At 64.3% G+C, this 17,812-nt stretch carries 14 protein-coding genes; 6 read left to right on the top strand and 8 right to left on the bottom strand.

The window, feature by feature from the left end:
* Positions 1–2: 2 nt before the first annotated feature.
* Positions 3–2,192: a VWA domain-containing protein gene (locus FJ418_RS11210; RefSeq protein ID WP_140865466.1), complete on the top strand. Its 2,190-nt coding sequence runs from the start codon at positions 3–5 to the stop codon at positions 2,190–2,192.
* Between the two features lie 141 nt (positions 2,193–2,333).
* Positions 2,334–2,618 carry a hypothetical protein gene (locus FJ418_RS11205; RefSeq protein ID WP_246683011.1) on the top strand — a complete coding sequence of 95 codons (285 nt, stop codon included), beginning with the start codon at positions 2,334–2,336 and terminating at the stop codon, positions 2,616–2,618.
* A gap of 8 nt (positions 2,619–2,626) precedes the next feature.
* Here FJ418_RS11205 and bmt read toward each other — a convergent pair whose 3' ends face one another.
* The 3 genes from bmt to FJ418_RS11190 form a co-directional block, all read right to left on the bottom strand.
* Positions 2,627–3,649 carry a betaine--homocysteine S-methyltransferase gene (gene bmt / locus FJ418_RS11200; RefSeq protein ID WP_140865464.1) on the bottom strand — a complete coding sequence of 341 codons (1,023 nt, stop codon included), beginning with the start codon at positions 3,647–3,649 and terminating at the stop codon, positions 2,627–2,629.
* Between the two features lie 83 nt (positions 3,650–3,732).
* Positions 3,733–4,335, bottom strand: coding sequence for an urea carboxylase-associated family protein (locus FJ418_RS11195; protein WP_140646580.1), 603 nt, complete (start codon positions 4,333–4,335; stop codon positions 3,733–3,735).
* 68 nt (positions 4,336–4,403) lie between these two features.
* Positions 4,404–5,261, bottom strand: a complete 858-nt coding sequence (locus FJ418_RS11190; RefSeq protein WP_140653510.1) for a helix-turn-helix transcriptional regulator — start codon at positions 5,259–5,261, stop codon at positions 4,404–4,406.
* A gap of 242 nt (positions 5,262–5,503) precedes the next feature.
* Between FJ418_RS11190 and FJ418_RS11185 the strand changes: the two genes are divergently transcribed.
* Positions 5,504–6,505, top strand: coding sequence for a fatty acid desaturase (locus FJ418_RS11185; RefSeq protein ID WP_181166901.1), 1,002 nt, complete (start codon positions 5,504–5,506; stop codon positions 6,503–6,505).
* 77 nt (positions 6,506–6,582) lie between these two features.
* Positions 6,583–7,419 (top strand): PhnD/SsuA/transferrin family substrate-binding protein, encoded by an 837-nt coding sequence (locus FJ418_RS11180; RefSeq protein ID WP_140865460.1) that lies wholly within the window; start codon positions 6,583–6,585, stop codon positions 7,417–7,419.
* On the opposite strand, the gene FJ418_RS11175 is transcribed toward FJ418_RS11180, so the two are convergent.
* From FJ418_RS11175 to FJ418_RS11155, 5 genes are all read right to left on the bottom strand, one after another.
* Positions 7,387–8,727, bottom strand: coding sequence for a Xaa-Pro peptidase family protein (locus FJ418_RS11175; RefSeq protein ID WP_140865458.1), 1,341 nt, complete (start codon positions 8,725–8,727; stop codon positions 7,387–7,389). The genes FJ418_RS11180 and FJ418_RS11175 overlap by 33 nt on opposite strands.
* Positions 8,728–8,742: 15 nt before the next feature.
* Complete coding sequence (locus FJ418_RS11170; protein ID WP_140865456.1) at positions 8,743–10,254, bottom strand: glycosyltransferase family 39 protein; 1,512 nt, start codon at positions 10,252–10,254, stop codon at positions 8,743–8,745.
* Between the two features lie 84 nt (positions 10,255–10,338).
* On the bottom strand, positions 10,339–12,921 hold the full coding sequence (locus tag FJ418_RS11165; protein WP_140865455.1) for an FAD-dependent oxidoreductase: 2,583 nt from the start codon (positions 12,919–12,921) through the stop codon (positions 10,339–10,341).
* A complete protein-coding gene (locus FJ418_RS11160; protein ID WP_246683013.1) occupies positions 12,918–13,379 on the bottom strand; it encodes a DUF559 domain-containing protein in 462 nt (153 codons plus the stop codon). Before FJ418_RS11160 ends, FJ418_RS11165 begins: the two co-directional genes overlap by 4 nt.
* A gap of 162 nt (positions 13,380–13,541) precedes the next feature.
* Positions 13,542–15,119 carry a trimethylamine methyltransferase family protein gene (locus tag FJ418_RS11155; protein WP_140865451.1) on the bottom strand — a complete coding sequence of 526 codons (1,578 nt, stop codon included), beginning with the start codon at positions 15,117–15,119 and terminating at the stop codon, positions 13,542–13,544.
* A 200-nt stretch (positions 15,120–15,319) separates the two neighbouring features.
* On the opposite strand from FJ418_RS11155, the gene FJ418_RS11150 reads away from it, so the two are divergent.
* Positions 15,320–16,492, top strand: coding sequence for an MFS transporter (locus FJ418_RS11150; protein WP_140865450.1), 1,173 nt, complete (start codon positions 15,320–15,322; stop codon positions 16,490–16,492).
* A 94-nt stretch (positions 16,493–16,586) separates the two neighbouring features.
* A complete protein-coding gene (locus tag FJ418_RS11145; protein ID WP_140865448.1) occupies positions 16,587–17,747 on the top strand; it encodes an MFS transporter in 1,161 nt (386 codons plus the stop codon).
* Positions 17,748–17,812 lie beyond the last annotated feature (65 nt).

Genomic DNA, 17,812 nt, shown 5'->3' with positions numbered 1-17,812 from the left:
CCATGGTCGACGACAACGAACTCGAAAGGCTGCGCGACATCGCGGTACCGGCGCCGGGCGGCGTGGCGAAGGCGCGCGCGTTCGCCGCCGCGATGCAGGCTTTCGACTTGGACGAAAGAATTTCGGCTGTCCCCCAAGGAACGCCCGCAGGCCTTCGTCTCACGGAGCGAGCAAGAATGCTCTGGAGAGACATCATGCAACGGAAACTCATTGCCACGCCGGCCATCACCGCGCTGGTCGCGCTGCCTATTGCCGGCTATGCCGCTTTCGAGATGCTGAAGGAACAGCCGCGGGGCATCGGCGGCAACGGCACCGTGACCGAGACGGTGGCAGACAAGCCGGTGGCGCAGAAGCCGGAACAGCCTGCGGTCAACGAGCCGCTGGCAGCGGCGCCCGCCAAGGAAAAGAAGACCGACGCGGACACCGGGACCCGGGCCAATTCACAAGCGGAGCCCGCGGCGCCGAAGCCGGCGACAGAGGTCGACACCCTGTTCAGGCAGGAGGCGACGCCAGCGGCCAAGCGCGCCTTGCAGGCTACGCCGGCGGAGAGCGGCCAACTCGCGGCCGGCGGTAAGGACGGATCGTCCGACAGGGTAATCATGTCCATGACGCCGCCGCCTGGCGTCGACGAGGCTGAGCGGGCCGACCAAGCGCCGGCGGGCGCCGCGACCACCATGCCGCAGTCTCCCCCCGCAATGGCCGATTCTAAGCTGATGGTGCAGCCCGCGCCCATGCCGGCCGACCAGATGCAGCCGCAGGAGGAAAACCGCGATCGCATCGAAACCTTCAAGACCAATCCGGTGCATGAAACAGCCCAGGATCCGGTCTCGACCTTCTCGATCGATGTCGATACGGCCTCCTATTCCTTCGTGCGACGCTCGCTGAAGGAAGGCGCTCTGCCCGACCCGGACACGGTCCGCGTCGAGGAGATGGTCAACTACTTCCCCTATGACTGGAAGGGGCCGGAATCGGCCTCAACGCCGTTCAACTCGACCGTCACCGTCATGCCGACGCCGTGGAACGAGCACACCAAGCTCATGCATGTCGCGATCAAGGGTTTCGACGTGAAGCCGGCCGAGCAGCCGAAGGCCAATCTGGTCTTCCTGATCGACGTGTCGGGGTCGATGGACGAGCCGGACAAGCTGCCGCTGCTCAAATCCGCCTTCCGCTTGCTGGTGAGCAAGCTGAAGCCCGACGACACCGTTTCGATCGTCACCTATGCCGGCAATGCCGGCACGGTGCTGATGCCGACCAAGGCGGCCGAAAAGCAGAAGATCCTTGCTGCAATTGACAATCTGGCGCCCGGCGGCTCGACGGCCGGCGAGGAAGGCATCCGCGAGGCCTACAAGCTTGCCCAGCAATCCTTCGTCAAGGACGGCGTCAACCGGGTGATGCTGGCCACAGACGGCGATTTCAATGTCGGCCAGACCGATGACGACGACCTCAAACGGCTGATCGAGAAGGAGCGCAAGACCGGCGTGTTCCTGTCGGTGTTCGGCTTCGGCCGCGGCAATTTGAACGACCAGATGATGCAGACCATCGCCCAGAACGGCAACGGCACGGCAGCCTATATCGACACGCTGGCCGAAGCCGAGAAGGTGCTGGTCGAGGATGCCTCGTCGACGCTGTTCACCATCGCCAAGGACGTCAAGATCCAGGTCGAGTTCAACCCGGCCAAGGTGTCGGAATACCGTCTTGTCGGTTATGAGACCCGGGCTTTGAAACGCGAGGATTTCAACAACGACCGCGTCGATGCCGGCGATATCGGCTCGGGCCATTCGGTGACGGCTGTCTACGAGATCACGCCGAAAGGCAGCGGCGGCGAGCAGGTCGACCCGCTGCGCTACGGCCAGGCCAAGGTCGACAATGGCGGCATCGCAAATGCCGACGAATATGCCTTCGTCAAGATCCGCTATAAGCTGCCTAACGAGAATGTCTCGAAGCTCATCACCACGCCGGTGACCGCCGCCAACGAGGTCTCGTCCTTCGACGCGGCCGGCGCCGACCAGCGTTTCTCGGTCGCGGTCGCGGCTTTCGGGCAGAAGCTGCGCGACGAGGATCAGACGGCGAATTTCGGCTACGACCGGATCGCGGAGATCGCCAATGCCGCGCGCGGCGCCGATCCGTTCGGCTACAGGGCGGAGTTCCTGTCGCTGGTGCGCCTGGCCTCATCGCTGGACGGCAACAAGTAGGCCATTGCGGATTGAAGGAAGGCCCGGCGGGAGAAAATCCCGCCGGCCTTCTTTGCGATCGTTAAACTGCGCTGCTTTTCCGGAACCTCGCCGCAACGAGCTTCTGTTAGTCAATGCTGATAGAGATTTGAGGAATCAGCAGTGCATATCACGACAATCGGGAACGCGAACTCGACGGCGGTCAATGCCCCGGTGCGCGGACCGTCCGCTCCTTCAGCGGAATCCGCGCGCATCAGGAACGATGTCGACGCGGCGCGCAACACAGCGCTTTCGGCCCTCAACAACGACCGTTTTCGCGTGATGCTGGAACAGATCAGCGACCCCGGCGCATCTGGCGCCCTGATGATGATGGGCGCCGACAATCAGGGCAGTGCCGGCACCGATCTCAATACCGCGCTGTCGCGCTACGCCGAAAACAGCAAGTAGAAACCGTATCAGGCGCGGCTGCGCCGGCGCTCGCGGCGGGCTTCGCTGGTCTCGGCGGTGTTTGCCGTCGCCACCTTGTTGCGCATCGGGCCGATGCGCTCGACGATCGTCTCGACGGTCGGGCGGGTCGACTTGGTGTGCGCGTCCAGCGCCTTGCGCATGGCGGCAAGGTGCGCGAACGAGGTGCCGCAGCAGCCGCCGACAATCCTGGCGCCGGCATCGACCGCCAGCCGCACATAATCGGACATCAGCTCCGGCGTGCCGGAATAATATATCTCCGCGCCGCGGAATTCCGGAATGCCGCAATTGCCCTTGACGATCACGGTCGCGTCCGGCTTCGCCTCGGTCATGTCGAGCAGCGAAGCCAGGATATCGGAAGCGCCGACCCCGCAATTGGCGCCGACACCGAGAGGGGCCTGCGACAGGCCATCGGCAACGGCGTGGATATCCTTCGGCAGCAGGCCCATCATGGTGCGGCCGGCCGTGTCGAAGGAACCGGTATAGGTATAGGGCAGGCCGACACGGATGGCGGCTTGCGCCGCGGCGCGGATCTCGTCCGGCGCCGACATGGTCTCGATCCAGGCGACTTCGGCGCCGCCGGCCTTCAAGCCCTCGATCTGTTCGGCGAAGGCCTCGACCGCATCGTCGTAAGTCATGGCGCCGAGCGGCACCAGCAATTCGCCGGTCGGGCCGACGGAGCCGGCGACGATTACCTTGCGGCCGGCCTTGTCGGCGACGGAGCGGGCAATCTCGGCGGCGCGCTTGTTCAGCTCGTGGACGCGGTCCTGCGCATGATGCAGTTTGAGCCGGTGGCGGGTGCCGCCGAAGGAATTGGTCAGGATGATATCGGCGCCGGCATCGACGAAATTCTGATGCAGGCTGGCGATCGTCTCGGGCGAAGTCTCATTGAGCAGCTCGGGCGCCTCGCCGGCCTCGAGACCCATCGCGAACAGATTGGTGCCGGTGGCGCCGTCGGCCAGGAGCACGCCCTTTTCGGCAAGCAGGGCGTCAATCGGGTTGGTCGCGGTCATGACTTTGACTTTCGTGTTCGAATTCAAATAACGATATAAAGAAGTCTTTATGTCTAGTCAACGAGCTTGCGACCGCGAAGGCCTTACGAAGCCGGAGTGATCTCGACCTCGATCTCGGTGCAGGCATCGCCGTTGGTCGGGTGATGATCGACCGAGCAGGCGGTGACGACAAGCAGGAGGTCCTGTTCGGCGCGCAGCGTCACGTAGCCGCCCGGCGGATTGATCGATGCCTCGACCACCAAAGTCCCGTCAGGCTGCGGCATGGAGTTCTGGAAGAGATCGACCGGGTCGGGCGCGAAGGGCAGTTCGATGCCTTCCGCGCCGAGCGCCTTCATCAGATTGTCGCGGCAGTTCGGATGGTTGGGCAGGCCGGCCCGTTCGTAGAGCGCGCTGTCGCAGGCCGGGTAGAGCATGTCGTGCGGTCCAGGCGAGGCGTCCTCGATCAGCGTCAGCACGATCTTGCCCGCGGCGCTGTAGAAATGGTCGCCGGGTTTCGGAAACAGCCGCTCGGTGATGTCGCGGGTCTGCGAGGTGCTCAGCCAGTCGAGCCTGCCTTCGGTCGAGAAGGCCCAGAGGTCCGAAACCTGCTGGCCCTTGGGATCGACGATGCGGATCAGATCGCCGCGCCTGACGCGCATGGAACGGCCCGACTGAGGAGGAACAACGATGTGACGCGGTGCTTGCATGGGTTTCCCGAAACGATGAGCGGCGGCCGGCCTAAAGCCGATCGCCAAGATGGCGCCGATGGAGCCGATTAGACAGAGCCTGACGGGAAGGACATCGCGGCCAGCTTCTGCGCAAAACTCGCCGCCTCATGCGCGTTGATGTCGGCAGCCCGGATCAGGTTGTCGAAATGGCTGGTGAGCGTGCGGACCGGCTGGGTGGCGTTCAACACCAGGTACATGTCGCCGACATAGATAGCGGCGCGATAGGGACCGAAGATCGTATAGGGGATCGAATAGCGCATGCGGCCGTCATAGAGAAACAGCCGGAAAGTCGGGTAAAGGTCGTCGAGCAGCGTTGCCATGTGCAGCAGTTGCTTGCGCCGTTCGGCCTCCGGGAAACGGTCCCAGACACCGAGACCGCGCGCGAAAATCTCCAGCGTATGGCGCGGCATGCAGACCTCCATATCGGTCTCCGGCCGCCTTGTGTAGTCGATGCGGTACTGCGTCTCGCCGGCTTGCGCCTCACGGCTCTTGTTGGTGATGCCGGCCTCGTATTCCACCAGTGCCTCGGTGCGCAGAAGGTCGGGAATGCCGGCGGGCACGTAGCGGATCTTCGTGCCGGCGGCCTCGGCATGCCATTTGGCCAAAAGCGTGCGATCGAAGCCGTCGGGCGCCTCCTCGATCTCCAGGCTTTCTCTTATTTCGCCGGTGACGCCTTCGTCCTGGCTCAGGCCAAGCAGCCAGTCGAGCGACACCTTGAACTCGGCGGCGATGTTGAGGAGGGTCTCGGCGCGGGGCAGGCGGGTCGAGGCGCCGGACAGCAGTTGCGACAGCGCCGAACGGTCGATCCCGACCGCTGTCGCGAAGGCCGACTGGTTCAAGTCGGACCGTGTCAAGAGCAATTTCAGGCGCTCTCGAAAGGTCGTCGACAGATCGCGCTTGTCCACCACGCTGCTCCTGCTTCGGAGAGGAAAAATTTGCGCCGGAGCGTGGCTCAGGCGGAAATGAATCCCCATATTTGTTTACAATGTATAACATATGCAGCCAGAAATGCGCATTCGCAACAGTTTGTGCGCATTGTCGCGTTGATGTAACGGCAGGCTCCTGACACAATGTTGTCAGGAATCGAGTTGGTTCCGGCGACTGGAGGGCAGTGGTCGATAGCATGGCAAGAAGCATGAATACCGGCATGAACAAGAGACGCAGCAGCGCACCGGCGGTCGAATGGCCGACAGTCTTCCTCACACTCTTCTGCTACGGCGCGTGGCTCGCCATCGGCTTCCTTCTGTGGCCATCCCATCCGCTTTTGGCGCTTGCCGTCCTGCCGTTTATCCTGGCTCTGCAATCGTCGATCATGCACGAAGCGCTGCACGGTCATCCGACCCGCAACGCCAGGATCAATGAAGCCTGCGTCTTCCTGCCGATCGGCATGGTGTGGCCGTTCCGCCGCTTCAAGACCATCCACCTTCGCCATCATGCGGACGAGCGCCTGACCGATCCGCTCGACGATCCTGAGAGCTATTACCAGGCGCTTTGGATGCATGACGAGCTGCCGCCGACAATGAAGCTTCTGCTCAAGATCAACAACACCATGATCGGCCGCTTCGTTCTCGGTCCCTGGTTGTCCTCGGTCGGTTTCTTCATCGACGACGCCAAGCAGATCCTCGCCGGCGACAAGGCGATCCGCAAGGCTTGGCTGCTGCATGCCATCGGTCTCGCGGTTGTGGTGCCGATCGTCACGTTTGGCTTCGGCATTCCGCTGTGGCTCTATATCCTGGTGCCGGTGTGGCTCGGCCAGTCGCTGATCTCGATCCGCACCTATGCCGAGCACCAGTGGTCGGAGCATCCGGAAGGGCGCACGGTGATCGTGGAGCGTTCGCCGCTCTCCTTCCTGTTCCTGAACAACAACCTGCATTTCGTTCATCACAAGAGCCCGACCATTGCCTGGTATAGGTTGCCGAAGCTGTTTCGCGAGCGCCGCGAAGAGTGGCTGCGGATGAACAACGGTTACGCCTATCCGAACTATTTCGCGATGCTGAAAGCCCACGCCTTCAAGGCCAAGGAGCCGATCGTCCACCCAGTGCTGCGGCGCGCGCCGGAGCCCGGTCGCGCCTTCAAGCCGCGGGTCAGGGCGCGCAACGTCAATGGGCTCGGCACGGCGCCGGTTCCGGCGGAGCCGCCGAAAGAGTAGTTTCGACTTTCCGCGACCGCTTTTTTCGCGGCGGAACGCAGGCGCCGAAGATCGCCTGTCTTTGAAAGCCATTCGACATGAGCAAGTACGTTGCGGCCCTGCCGATGTATGACTGGCCCGAGGCGCGTGGCGAAGTCGACGCGCAATGGGCGCGGCTCCGCGATGCCTTCCGGCAAAGGGGCATCGATGCGCCGGAGGTGGTCGTGCGCAGCAATCGCGAACTGCCGCCGGTGCCTGGCGGCATTCGCGATGACACCGGCAAGCCGATCACGCCCGATCCGGCGACGCTACCCCCGGACGAGTTCGATTTTCACCAGCTCTGGCTGAGCCCGGCGCTGCTCTTCGGGCAAACATGCTGGGGGCCAATGGAGCTCGGCCTCGCCCCGCATGTGCAGGTGATTGCCCAGCCAAGCTACGATGCGTTCGAGGGCGGGCAGGGCGAGCTTTATTCCAGCGCGTTGGTGATGGCCGCGGACGGCGGACCGTCAGTCGTCTCGCCGGCGGATGGCAAGGCTGTCATCCCGCTCGATCTCATTCGCGGCAAACGCCTCACCTTCAACAATCCGGACTCGATGTCCGGGCTGATCGGGCTGACGCGCGACCTGCAAGCCATGGACAAAAGCCTGGACATCTTCGCCTCACGCAGCGAAAGCGGCGGCCACCGGTCGTCGATCGTGGCGGTCGCGGAAGGCAGGGCCGATATCGCGGCCATCGACTGCGAAAGCTGGGCGTTGGCGCGGCGTTTCGAGCCGGCGGCGAAAGGCGTGAAGGTGGTCGGCTGGACGGGGCGGCGCAAGGGGCTGCCCTACATCACCGCCAGAACGACGCCGGAAAAAATCGTTGCCGCGATGCGCGACGCCGTCGCGACCATCGAAAGCGGATCAGAGCAGCCGCTCGTCCAGCGGGTAGGCTGACAGTTTCTCATTGCCGCTCTCGGTGATCAGGATCTGCTCCTCGATCTTGACGCCTTCGCGTCCGCCAAGCCTGCCGATATAGCTTTCGACGCACAGCACCATGCCGGATTCGAGCAGGCCGTCCGGCGTGTCGCCCGTCCAGTCGCCGGCATGCGGCAGCGTCGGATATTCGTCGGCCAGGCCGACGCCGTGATAGAGCACGCCGTAGCGCGTCGGATAGCAGTCGGCCGGCGGCACCGCCGAGCGCTCGACGAGATCGCGGAAGGAGATGCCCGGCCGCATCAGGTCGGTGTTATAGGCGATCTGGCCGGCGGCGATGCGGAACAGATCGCGCTGCTCGTTCGACGGCTGCCTGTCGCCGCAGAGCCATGTGCGCGAAAGATCGGCGCAGAAGCCGTAAGGACCGATCAGGTCCGTGTCGAAGGCGACGAGGTCGCCATCCTCGACGATGCGCGAGGAGCATTCCTGAAACCAGGGATTGGTGCGCGGTCCCGAGGACAAAAGACGCGTTTCGATCCATTCGCCGCCGCGTGCGATGTTGCCTCGATGCAGCTCCGCCCATAACTCGTTTTCGGAGATGCCCGGCTTCAGCGCCACTTGCATCTCGCTCATCGCCGCCTCGCAGGCGACGATCGAGCGGCGCATGGCGAGGATCTCGTCCGGCGATTTGATGAGCCTCGCATTCTCCATCACCGCCTCGCCGTTGCCGACGGAAATCCCACGACGGGCGAGTTCTTCCACGCCTTCGGGATTGATGTGGTCGACGGCGATGCGGCGGTTGCCGCCGCCATGCTCGGCAACGAGTTCGGCGATGCCCGCGCCCCAACGCCGGACCTTCTGCTCGGTAAGCTCGCCGCTGTAGAGATATATCCACGACACGGCCGGGCGCACCTCGTCGACGACACCCGAATGGTCGGACAGATGCTCGCAGGAGAAATAGTCGAACAGCACCACCGGCCCTTCGGTGGCGACGAAACAATGGCGTGTCGGGTTGTGCGCGACCCAGAGCTGCATGTTGGTCGAGTCCGTCGCGTAGCGGATGTTGACCGGGTCGTAGAGCAGGGCGCCGGCATAGTCGCGGCGCTTCAGCTCGGCGCGAATGCGGTCCAGCCGGTATCTGCGCATGGCGGGCAGATCGGGCGCTGCGATGCCTGCCGCGACCCATTCCGCCTCAGCTGTCTCGCCATAGCCCAGCACATGCTGGTTGAGTGACGCTGCCTTCTCGCGCGAGGCCTCGCGCAGCGCTTCGACCGAGCCTGGTTCGAAGGGCATGATCTTGCGGTGGCGGCCGAAGCGTTGCGTGTCCATTCGTTCCCCTGAAACTTACTGCGCGGCTTTCTTGTGCAGTTTGGTGATTGTGACCTTGCGCGGCGGGAAGCCGAGTGCCTGCGGCACTTCAATAGTGCGGTGGACGGTGTCCATCGCGTAGCCGGCCCTCGCCAGCTCTTCGAAGACGTCCGAGGACGATTCCCTGTCATCGGTCAGGACAAGCACCGCCGGTTCGCTGATCGATCTGGCGAAGTCCGGCGTCTCGTCGTCGAGCGCGATGAGACCGGCATCGACCAGGCGCAGATTGCCGACCCAGAACCAGCTCGAGACCACGGTCTTGACCGGCCCGTCGGCATTGATCTGATCGTAGAGCGACCGGTAATCCATGCGCACGATACCGCCGCGGCTATCGCCGCCATGCAGGTGCATGTACCAGCTCAGCGGCAGCACGAGGATGGCAAGCACTGCGCCGACGAAGACGATGGTGGCTTGGGTCTTTCGGCCCCTCTGGCCCATGGCGTCGAAGCGCATGGCAAGGGCCGCGGGCAAGAGGATAAAGACGGGAAGCATCCAGCGGTCGCGAAACTGCGTGATGCCAGCCGCCAACACGACTGTGACCATGACCACAAGACCAAGGACGATCGCCCGCCACAAGAGCTTTTCCGGCCACCTTACCGGCTGAGGCGGCTCCGTCCGTTTTCTTATCGCCAGGGCGTAGGCGACGGTGAAGATCGCAACCGGCAGTCCAGCGAAATTGACGATCGCGTTGACCAGTCTGCGGATGCCGAGAAATGCCGTTTTCGCAACGCTGCCGCCCTCGGCCACGCCCAGGCCCCCTTGATGCGAGAGCAGATCCTCCAGATGCGTGAGGCTCCAATAAAGCGTCGGCAGGCAGGCCAGGACCGCCACCGCCACGCTGATCAGGAAACGGCGGTCGAGGATCGCTGCGCGCGTTTCGCGAACCGAAAGAGTCGCCAGGAACAAGGCGGCAAGGAAGATGACGATGTTGTATTTCGACAGCATCGCGGCCGCCGCCGCCAGGCCCAACAACGCATAGGCGATGGCCGATCGCCGCTTCTCAACCTCGGCCAGCGCCAGAAGCAGCACCGAGGTGAAACAGAATATGGCGACCGAATGGGTGAGGGCGTGCTGCATCTCCCAGAAGATCTGGGGAAACAGAAGCAGCCCGAACATGCCGGCCGCAGCGGCGCGGTTCGAGTAGCCGAGGCGGCGTATGGCGGTGAAATAGGCGGCCAGCCCCGCGGCCAGCAGGCCGTATTTGACGATCTTGAGGGCAAGGACGCTGGTTCCGACCACCGAGGCAGCGAGCATCGCCAGCCAAGTGTACAAAGGCGGCTGCGAACTGCCGTAGCCGGCAGCCAGGAACCGCATTTCCATCAACTGCTCGGAATCGTCGACGCCGACACCCGTGCCCGCAACATGGGACAACAAGGCCATCACGACGATCTGGGTCAGGCAGTAGAGGAGGACCGAGGCGACTGCGGCGCTGAATGGACCAACCCGTTCATCGCACAGCCAATCGGTCCATTTCTCTAGCTGCCGCAAGGGGGTGGTCTTCTCATGCTGATGCGCCGGTAGCGGGCTCGGACCATGCCATAGCAACCGACGCAATCCAACAATTCGTAGGCTTCAGGTCCGCATCTTCTCGCCGCTCGGGTCGAAAGGCGGCTCGACATTGATGCGGGCCGGGCGGCGGTGGCCGAGGATTTCGATCTCGAACAGGCCGGCGCTCTCGTCCTCGGCAAGGGCCGCGGGGACATAGCCCTGCGCCATCGACTTCTGGACGTAATGCGCATAGCCGCCCGACGTGACCCAGCCGACGACGCGCCAGTCTCCGTCGACGATGCCGCGCACGGCGGAAGCGCCTTCCGCGGCTTTCGAGCCACGCACTTCCTTGCCGGATGTGTCGAAGCGCGGCGCGCCATAGCCATGCGGCTTCTCGACCGTGCCGTAATCCTTGCCGACCTTGGCCCAGATCGGCTCGTCGCCCATCACGTCGGCATCCGCCGCGTCGACGATGAAGGAGACCCGGCGCAGCTTCGGACCCTCGGCATGCTCCTTCGCTGACGCCTCGCGACCGATGAAGTCGTTCTTCTCGAGCTTGATGAAGCGGTCCATCGAGCCTTCGAACGGCCCGTAGATCGGGCGCAACTCGCGGAACCAGGTCGGGAAGTTCTTTTCCAGGCGCATCGACAGCAGCGCGCGCATGCCGAAATCGACCAGGCCGAATTCCGCGCCCGCTTCCTTGATCGCCTTGTAGACCAGGCGCTGATAGGCGGGCGCCATCCAGATCTCGTAGCCGAGGTCGCCGGTATAGGTGATGCGGTTGACCATGCAGGGCGCGCCGCCGACCGCCATCTCGCGGAAGTCCATGAAGCGGAAGGCCTTGGTCGAGACGTCGACATCGACCAGCTTCTGCAACAGGTCGCGCGACTTCGGCCCGGCGATCGACAGGCCGACCAGCGTCTGGTCGAAGCGGTGGATACGCACCTCTGACGCCCTTGGGCCATCCTTCGGCAGGTGTTTCTCGAACCAGCGCATATGGTGTTTCTGCGCGGCGGAAGAGCCCCAGATCATGAAGCGGTCTTCGCCGGACTTGGCGATGGTGAAGTCGCCGATCAGCTTGCCGAATTCATTGACCATCGGGGTGAGCACGATGCGGCCGACCTTCGGCATGCGGTTGGTCATCAGCCGGTTGAGGAAATCCTCGGCGCCCGGTCCCGAGACCTCGTATTTGGCGAAGTTGGCGATCTCGGTGACGCCGACCCTGTCGCGCGTGGCGCGTACTTCCTCGCCGATCGGGCCGAAATCGTTGGAGCGGTGGAAGGAGACGATGTCCTTGGGCTCCGTCCCCTTCGGCGCGAACCAGAGCGGCGTTTCCAGGCCCCAGGAGTCGCCCATCACGGCGTTGTTGGCGAGCATGGTGTCGTAGAGCGGCGTCGTCTGCGCCGGACGGGCAGCGGGAAGCTCCTCGTTGGGGAAGCGGATCGAGAAGCGGCGCGAATAATTCTCGCGCACCTTGGCGTTGGTGTAGCGCAGGCTCGCCCATTCGCCGAAGCGGGCGACGTCCATGCCCCAGACGTCGAAGCCAGGATCGCCATGCACCATCCAGTTGGAGAGCGCGAGGCCGACGCCGCCGCCCTGGCTGAAGCCGGCCATGACGGCACAGGCGCACCAGAAATTGGGCAGGCCCTGCACCGGGCCGACCAGCGGGTTGCCGTCGAGCGCGAAGGTGAAGGGGCCGTTGATGATCTGCTTGATGCCGGCCTTCTCGATGCCGGGGAAATGCTTGAAGCCGATTTCCAGCGACGGCGCGATGCGATCGATGTCGGGCTGCAAGAGCTCATGGCCGAAATCCCACGGGGTGTTGACCGGCGACCACGGCTTGCAGGCCTTCTCATATGTGCCGAGCAGGATGCCGTTGCGCTCCTGGCGGGTGTAGATCTCGCCCTTGAAGTCGAGCACGCCGATCATCTCGCGGCCGGTCGACTTGTTGAATTCCTCGACCTCCGGCATCGGCTCGGTCAAGAGGTACATGTGCTCCATGGCCAGCACCGGCAGCTCGACGCCGACCATGCGGCCGATCTCGCGCGCCCACAGGCCGCCGCAATTGACGACATGCTCGGCATGGACCGTGCCTTGCTCGGTGACGACGTTCCAGGTGCCATCCGGTTGCTGGGTGAGATCAACGACGCGGTTGCGCAGCACGATCTCGGCGCCGAGTTTCTTCGCAGCCTTGGAGTAAGCGATGGTCGTCCCGGACGGGTCGAGATGGCCTTCGACCGGGTCCCACATGGCGCCGACGAAATTGGTCTCGTCCATCAGCGGGAACATCGCCTTGGCTTCCGAAGGCGTGATCAGCTCGGTGTCCATGCCGAGATAGCGGCCCTTGGCGTGAGCCAGCCGCAGGAAGTCCATGCGCTCGGGCGTGTCGGCCATCATGACGCCGCCGGTCAGATGCAGCGAGCAGGACTGGCCGGAAATCTCCTCGATCTCCTTGTAGAGCTGGACCGTGTAGGCCTGCAGCTTGGCGACGTTGGGGTCGCCGTTGAGCGTGTGGAAGCCGCCCGCCGCATGCCAGGACGAGCCGGAGGTCAGCTCCGAGCGCTCGATCAGCATGATGTCGGTCCAGCCGGCCTTGGCGAGGTGATAGAGCACCGAGCAGCCGACGACGCCGCCGCCGATGACAACCGCTTTTACGTGGGATTTCATGAAGATAGTTCCGTGTTTGAAAATACTGAATCGAGTGGTCGAGGTGTGAAAACAAAACGGAGATCCGATGCCGCGATGTTTTCGGTCAGCCTGCCGTCAAGCGCGGCGAGGATGGTTTCACAGACGGAAGCACGATGTTTCAGGACGTCATGGTTCCAAACACGCAGGATCGAGTAACCTTGAGCCTGCATGAAGTCGTCGCGGCGCCGGTCATATGAGCTGTCGGCATGTTGGGATCCATCGACCTCCACGACGAGCAAACGCTCGCGGCAAGCGAAGTCCGCAAACAAGGGGCCGATGGAGAATTGGCGCGTAAAGCGATAGCCGCCGAGCTTGCGTGCCTTCAGTTCAAGCCAAAGCAATGCTTCCGCCTGGTTGCCAGCTTGCCGCAGATTTCGCGCCCGCTGGGTCGTGCCAACTTTGCGGCGACTGCGGGTTTGAGCAGCGCCTTCCCCCACTCCGTCGCCGCTGCGCGGCGCCACCTCTCCCCCCTCCGGAGGGAGAGGAAGGGCGCCAACTGGAATCGCCTCGCGCCTTTCCTCTCCCCCCTCGATCGGGGGAGAGGTGTCGAGCGCAGCTCGACGGAGTGGGGGTCGACTATTCATCCTCAACACAGATGATCAGAAATCCGTCGGCGCGCCGCCTTCGGCGCGGCGCTTCTCGACGAAGTCGTTGAGTTCCTCGCGGATGGCCGGATCCATATAGGGCTCCTCGTAGGAGGCAAGGCGCTCCTTCCAGACCTTGTTGGTCCGCTCCATCGCCGTCGGCGAGCCGGCCTCGGTCCAGGTCTCGAAGTTGCGCCAGTCGGACACGATCGGCGAATAGAAGGCGGTCTTGTAACGCGCCTGCGTGTGCGGGGTGCCGAAGAAATGGCCGCCGGGGCCGACCGACTGGATGGCGTCGAAGCCGAGCGCGTCCTCGGAGAGGTCGAGCGGGGTGAGGAACTCGGCCGCCATCTGCAAAAGATCTATGTCGAGGATGGTCTTTTCATAGGAGCAGCGCAGGCCGCCTTCAAGCCAGCCGGCGCCATGCATCATCAGGTTGCCGCCGCCCTGGATGGCGCCCCACAGCGAGAACACGCTTTCATAGGCGGCCTGCGCGTCGACCGTGTTGGCGGCGCAGGTGTTGGAGGTGCGGTAGGGGATGTTGTAGCGGCGGGCAAGCTGGCCGCCGACAAGCTGCGCCTTCATATATTCGGGCGTGCCGAAGGCCGGCGCGCCGGACTTCATGTCGACATTGGAGGTGAAGCCGCCATAGCCGACCGGCGCGCCCTTCTTCACCATCTGCGCGAAGGCGATCCCGGAGAGCGCCTCGGCGTTCTGCTGCACCAGCGCGCCGGCGACGGTGACGGGCGCCATGGCGCCCGACAGCGTGAACGGCGTGACGATCACGACCTGGCCCATGCTCGACATCTGGATAATGCCTTCCATCATCGGCACGTCGAGCTTGAGCGGCGAATTGGTGTTGATGATGGTAAAGACCGAAGGCTCCTGCATCAGCTGCTCGCGGCTGATGCCGCGGGCGATGCGGGTGATCTCGATGCCGTCGACGTTGCGCTCCTTGCCGAGCGAATAGATGTGGAAGACCTTGTCGGTCAGCGTGGCGAGGTCGCGGATGCATTCCAGATGCCGGACCGACGGATGGATGTCGATCGGTTCGACCGGATAGCCCCCGGTGCAGTGCAGGATGTTGTGCATCTGCGCGAGCCGCAGGAAGTTGCGGTAGTCGGCCTGGTTGCCGGGCCTGCGGCCGCGGTCGAGGTCGGAGCAGTTCGGTGCAGACGCCATCATCGACAGGATGACGTTGTTGCCGCCGAAACGCAGATTGTGCGCCGGGTTGCGGGCATGCAGCGTGAATTCCGAAGGACAGTGCGAGACAAGCTCGAGGATCATGTTACTGTCGAAGCGCACGCGCTCCGAGCCTTCGCGCACGTCCGCGCCATGCGCCTTCATGATGCGGCGGGCTTCGTCGTGCAGGACGTCGACGCCGATCTCCTTCAGCACGCGCAGCGAGGCGAGGTGGATCGATTCCAATTCGTCGTCGGACACGAGCCTGGTCGGCGACAGCGGGTTCTTCAGCTGCCGGAAGACGGGCTGCTCGAAGGCGGCCGAGCCGCCGGCGCGCTTTCCCGCGCGGCCGCCACGGCGGGCGCGATCTGTTGCCAATGCCGGTTCGGCGGGATGGAGGGCGGCAGTCATGAGAAGCCTCGTGAGGGTGCGAAATTGGCGGCATAATGAACTGGCGGCAATGTCGCCGGTGAGGAGGCGGCGACCACTAGGGCGAGGGAAGCGACATGACGGAAGGGGAGCGGACTGGATCGCCGAATTGCTTCCGCTGAGGCATCAGCAGGGCTCCCGCCACTGATAATGATGCCGTGATTGTTCAATTGCGAGCCGCAATGACCGCTTCCGTCCAGACCGCCGAAGATCGACCGCAATGGGCGGCCCTTGCCGGGGTCACGGCCGCGCTCGCCATGTTCGGCGCGGCGCAAGGGTTGAGCTCGCCGCTGTTCACCCTGCTGATGCAGAGCCAAGGCTTTTCGCCGGGCTTGATCGGACTGTCCGCGGCCATGATGCCGGTCGGGCTGATCCTGTCGGCCTCCTTCGTGCCGGCGGCCGTGCGGCTGGTCGGCGCACGCAACCTGGCGGTCGGCTGCTCGCTGGTCGGCGCGCTGTGCTTCCTGGCTATTGGCTATCTGCAGAACTGGGTCGCCTGGTACGTTATCCGCTTCATCATTGGCGTGGTCATCAACCCGCTCTATGTGCTTGGGGAGGTCTGGGCGCTGTCGCTTGCGCCACCAGCGCGGCGCGGGCGTGTCATGGGCGTGTTCAACACACTGATGGGCGCCGGCTACGCGGCCGGGCCGTTTACCTTGACCCTTGTCGGCACCGCCGGCTGGGCGCCTTTCGGCGTCGGCATTGCCGGCTTCGCGCTTTGCGCGGTCATTCTGCGCCTCGTCTCCTCCAAGCTCACCGGTTTCGAGGACGATGGCCAGCCCGCCGGTAGTTTTGTCGGCTTCGCGCGGCTCGCGCCGGCGCTGCTTTTGGCCGTGCTGGTCTCCGCCGCCGTTCAGCAGAGCACTTATGCGTTGGTGCCTATCTTCGGCGCGGGCTACGGCCTGCCCGAAGCGATGCTTGCCGCCCTGGTGATGATGCTTTCGCTGGGCAACATCGTCCTGCAGATCCCGCTTGGCCTGCTCGCCGAACGCTTCGGCGGGCGGCCGATGATCCTCGCCTGCGCGGCGGCGACGACGGTCTGCGCGATTCTGTTGCCGCTGCTGATCGCCACGCCGCTGATCTGGGGCGTGCTGTTGGTGATGGGCGCGGTCGGCTACGGCGTCTACACGATGGCGCTGGTCGAGCTCGGCAGCCGCTTCAAGGGCTCGCTGCTGGTCACCGGCAATGCAGCCTTCGCGTTGCTGTGGGGCGTCGGCGGCATTGTCGGCCCGCCCGGCGCCGGCGCCCTGATGCAGGCGCTCGGGCCGCTCGGGTTACCCATCGTCATCATTGGGCTTGATGTGCTGCTGGTGTCGTTCGCCTTGTACCGTACCTTGCAGCGCCAGCGCTCCTGACAGGGACTGGCTGGAACATGCGCTTTCGCCGCCAGTTGGCTCTTACGGCAGCCGACCATACCGGCTAAGCCTCCAGGCGATTGGAGCAAGACCGATGGCTCTGGCTGGTTCGGAGAGCGGCGAGACGGTGCAGTGGGCCGCGATCACCGGCGTGATCGCGACCGTGTCTGTCTTCGCCATCGCGCAAGGACTTTCCTATCCGCTCCTCAGCTTCATCCTGCAGCGTCAGGGCGTTTCGCCGGCGATGATCGGGCTGTCGGCGGCAATGACGCCGGTCGGCTTCATCCTGTCCTCGCCACTGATCCCGGGGCTGGCGCGCCGGTTCGGGGCAGGGCGCACGGCGCTCACTTGCGCCGCGCTCTCGGCGCTGGTGCTGGCGCTGATCGGCTGGACGCAAAATGTCTATCTGTGGTTTCCGCTGCGCCTCCTGATCGGCGTGGTGACCAACCCGCTCTATGTCTTGAGCGAAATCTGGGTGATCGCGCTTGCGCCGCCGGCCCGGCGCGGCCGCGTCATGGGCATCTATTCGACAATCATCTCGGCGGGCTTCGCGGCCGGACCGCTTTGCCTGCTTGCCGTCGGCACCGAAGGCTGGCCGCCTTTTCTGGTCGGCATTCTAGCCTTCCTCTTCTGCGGCGGTTGCCTGGCCGCGGTGGTGAAGCGGCTGCCGAAGGTCGACGAGGCCGATAACAAGGTGTCGGTGCTGGGCTTCATACCCTTGGCCTGGCTGCTGATGTCGGCGGTTGTCGTCGCGGCCGGGTTCGAGCAGGCGATACTGGCGCTGCTGCCGGTCTATGGGACGCATCACGGCATTCCCGAGGCGCGCATGTCGGCGCTGCTTTCCGTGATGATCGCCGGTAACATCGCCATGCAGGTGCCGCTCGGCCTGCTCGCCGAACGTCTGACGGCGCGCCTGGTGCGGTTCGGCTGCGTGGCGGTGAGCATCCTTGGATGCGCGCTTTTGCCGGCGCTGATCGAGACGCCGCTGATCTGGGGCTGCGTCTTTATCTGGGGCGCCGTTTCCTACGGCATCTACACGATGTCGATCATCGAGCTCGGCGAACGCTTCACCGGCTCGGCGCTGGTCGCCGGCAATGCCGCCTTCTCGCTGACGTGGGGTTTTGGCGGCATAATCGTGCCGCCGCTCACCGGTGGCGTTATGGATGTCATCGGCGCCGCCGGCCTGCCTGTCACGCTTGGCGCAATCTGCGCCGCGCTGGCGGCGGCGACGATCGCGCGCCGGCGGGTTTTGTAATCGGTCCCGACATGGCTCTTGAATATCAAGGCAGCGAACGCGATGTAGGCGAGGCCGCCAGATGG

Origin of the sequence: Mesorhizobium sp. B2-8-3, from assembly GCF_006440815.1 — a bacterium.
Classification (GTDB): Bacteria; Pseudomonadota; Alphaproteobacteria; order Rhizobiales; family Rhizobiaceae; genus Mesorhizobium.
This window is presented reverse-complemented; position numbering and strand designations above follow the sequence as displayed.